At 70.2% G+C, this 3601-nt stretch carries 2 protein-coding genes; both read right to left on the bottom strand.

Annotated elements, in window-relative coordinates; translation table 11 throughout:
- On the bottom strand, nt 1–1661 hold a 1661-nt coding region (nagE, locus tag AC1RR5_RS26710), incomplete at its 3' end, for an N-acetylglucosamine-specific PTS transporter subunit IIBC (RefSeq protein ID WP_492926803.1).
- 5 nt (nt 1662–1666) lie between these two features.
- Nucleotides 1667–3601 (bottom strand): phosphoenolpyruvate--protein phosphotransferase (gene ptsP, locus AC1RR5_RS26705; RefSeq protein ID WP_492926801.1); only part of this gene is annotated, 1935 nt, incomplete at its 5' end.

Raw genomic sequence — 3601 nt, 5'->3', positions numbered from 1 at the left:
CGGACGACACCTCGGACGCCGGCGGCGTCGAGCGCCGCCTCGTCGATGGCGGCGGGATCACTCACCACCACCCGCAGGCGGCTGGAGCAGGTGCCGACGGTCTTGAGGTTGGCAGCCCCGCCCAGGGCGGCGGCGAGGGCCTGGGCCTTCCGGTCATCCTCAACGGTGGGCAGCACCGACGGCGCGGCCTTGGCCGAGGTGACGGCGGGCTTGGCCGGCGCGGGCGCGCCCATGGCCTCGCGGATTTCGCCGGCGACGCCGTCCGCGATCGGGCCGAGCACCACCTGCAGCGCCTTGTCGGAAGGCTTGACGATGCCACGTGCGCCCAACGCCTTCAGGGCCGGCTCATTGACCGCGCCCTGGTCGACGACGATCAGACGCAGGCGGGTGGTGCAGGCGTCGACGCTGGTCAGGTTGCCCGCCCCGCCCAGGGCCTGGACGAAGTCGGCCCCGCGTCCGCCGCCGGTGGCGGTCTGGACGACAGCCACGTCGTCGGCCTCGCGGCCCGGGGTCTTCAGGTCGAACTTGGTGATGAAGAACCGGAAGAGCCCGTAATAGACCCCTGCATAGACCGCCCCGATCGGGACCAGCCACAGCGGGTTGGTGGCCTTGCCGAAGTTCAGCACGTAGTCGAACAGCCCCGCCGAGAAGGTGAAGCCCAGCTTGACGTGCAGCAGGTCCATGGCCGCCATCGACACGCCGGTCAGGATGGCGTGGACGGCATAGAGCGCCGGGGCCAGGAACATGAAGCTGAACTCGATCGGCTCGGTGACGCCGGTCAGGAACGAGGTCAGGGCCAGCGAGAACAGCATGCCGCCGACGGCCTTTCGCTTCTCGGGGCGGGCGGTGTGGTACATGGCCAGGCAGGCGGCCGGCAGACCAAACATCATCACCGGGAAGAAGCCGCTCATGAACGCCCCGGCGCTGGGGTCGTCGGCGAAGAAGCGGCGCAGGTCGCCGGTCGCGCCGTGGAAGTCGCCCACCACGAACCAGGCGATGTTGTTGAGGATGTGGTGCAGGCCGGTGACGATCAGGATGCGGTTGAGGAAGCCGTAGATCAGCAGCCCCACCTCGCCCGAACCGACGACGGCGCGGCTGGCGGCGTCGACTGTCCCGTTGATGCCGTCGTAGCCCAGGCCGATCAGCACGGCCATCAGCAGGCCTGCTAACCCCGAGATGATCGGCACGAAGCGCCGGCCGCTGAAGAAGGCCAAGTATTCCGGCAGCTTGAAGCCCGAGAAGCGGTTGTAAAACAGCCCCCCGATCACGCCGGAAAGAATGCCGATCGGCACGCTGAGCTTGGCGAGCGCCTTGGCCTTGTAGGCCGCGCCGGCCAAAGCCGCGTGGGCCTCGATCAGCCCGGCCGTCGTTTCAGCCGGCACGTGCAGCAGGGCTTTGGCCCCTTCGCTGGCGATCAGGAAACAGACGACGCCGGCGAGACCAGCCGCGCCGTTGTTCTCCTTGGCCAGGCCCACGGCGACGCCGATGGCGAACAGCAGACCGAGGTTGGAGAAGATCGCGTCGCCGGCGGCGGCGATGAAGCCGATGTCGAGCAGGTCCGGCTGGCCCAGGCGCAGCAGCAGACCCGCCACCGGCAGGACCGCGATCGGCAGCATCAGGGCCCGGCCCAGCGGCTGGAGGATCTCGAGCGGAGACTTCATCAGGATCAGGCTCCGAAGGTCTTGGCGAGGGCGCGCACGGCCTCGGGAGACGTCTGCTGGAGGGCTTGCTGGGCGAGATCGCGGCAAGCCGAAAGATCGAGCGTGCGGACCTTGGCCTTCACTTCCGGCGCGATGCTGGCCGTCGTCGAAAGCTCGGTGACGCCCAGGCCTAGCAGAATGGCGGTGGCGTCGACGTCGGAGGCCAGCCCTCCGCAGACGCCCACCCAGCGGTGATGCTTCGCCGCGCCCCGGCAGGTTTGATCGATCATCCGCAGCACGGCGGGATGCATGGCGTCGATGCGGGCGGCCAGCTCGGGATTACCCCGGTCCATGGCCAGGACGTACTGCGTCAGGTCGTTGGTGCCGATCGACAGGAAGTCGGCCTCGGCGGCCAGCAGGTCGGCGGTGACGGCGGCGGCGGGTGTCTCGATCATCACCCCCAGCTCGATGCGCTCGACCACGCCCAGCTCGCGCTTGGCCTCTTCGAGCACGGCGCGGACGGCGCGCAGCTCGTCCAGGCTGGCGATCATCGGGACCATGATCTTGCACTGGCCCAGGGGCTTGACCCGCAGGATGGCGCGCAGCTGGGTTTTGAGCAGGTGCGGCCGCCACAGCGACACGCGCACGCCGCGCAGGCCCAGGGCCGGGTTCTCTTCGGTCGGGATCGGCAGGTACGGCGCGGCCTTGTCGCCGCCGACGTCCAGCGTACGGATGATCAGCGGCTTGCCGTCCAGGGCCGAGGCGATGGCCTGGTACTGGCGGGCCTGTTCGTCCTCGTCCGGCGGGGTTTCGCGATCCAGGAACAGGAACTCGGTGCGCAGCAGTCCACTGCCTTCCGCGCCATTGGCCACGGCGGCCAGGGCGTCATTGATCGAGCCGGTATTGGCGAAGACCTCGATGCGGGTCCCGTCCAGGGTCACGCACGGATCGTGGGCGGCGGCTTTGGCGGCGGCGCGGCGCTCCTGGCGTTGGGCCAGGGCCGTCTGGGCGGCTTCCAGCGCCGGAGCGTCGGGCGCCACGCGCAGCGTGCCGCTGTCGGCGTCCAGGATCAGCGCTGCGCCGTCCTCGACGCTGAGCACGCCGCCACCCAGAGCCACCAGGGCCGGGATGCCCATGGCGGCCGCCAGGATCGCCACGTGCGAGGTCGGGCCGCCGCGGGCGGTGGCGAAGCCGGCCACGACGCCGGGATCCACGCCCATCAGCTGCGAGGGCAGCAGTTCGTCGGCCAGCAGGATCGAGCCCGGCGGCAGGATGGTGGTGTCGTCCTCTTCGCCGGTGAGCGCGCGCAGCACTTGGCGTTCAAGGTCAACGAGGTCGTCGACGCGTTCAGCGAGACGACGATCGCCCAGGCCGCGCAGGGCCTCGACATAGCCACCGACGGCGGTGCGCCAGGCAAAGCCGGCGCTCTTGCCCTCGCCGATCAGGCGGCGGGCGCCGGCGGAGAGTTCGGGATCTTCCAGGAAGGCCAGGTGGGCGCCGAGGATGGCCTTGCGGGCCTTGTCGCCCTTGGCGGCGTTGGCCTCGATCTTGGCGCGGACCTTGTCGATGGCGGCGGTCAGGGCGGCTTCCTCGTGGGCGACGCCTTCGCCGGCTTCGCGCACCACGATGTCCGACGACGCCAGCCGCACGGCCTTGCCGATCGCCAGGCCCGGTGCGGCCAGGACGCCCTTCAGCACGCCGTCGCGGGGCAGCTCGGTGGGGCCGCTCACTTCAACGACGGACGCAGAAACGGAGGCTTTGGCAGGGATCGGAGCACCCTCGCCCATGCCGCCTTCAATGAGGTCCACGATGGCTTCGATGGCGGCGTCGGCGTCCATGCCGGAGGCCACAACCTGGATCGTGTCGCCGTGGCGCACGGCCAGGGACATCACGCCCACAGGGCTCTTGGCGCTGGCCCGGCGATTGACCGCCACCAGCGCGACCTCGGCCACGAACTTGCG

The organism is Caulobacter sp. GW821-FHT11E11 (assembly GCF_058808315.1).
The sequence above is the reverse complement of the archived record's forward strand: the minus strand, read 5'-3'. Positions and strand labels throughout refer to the sequence as shown.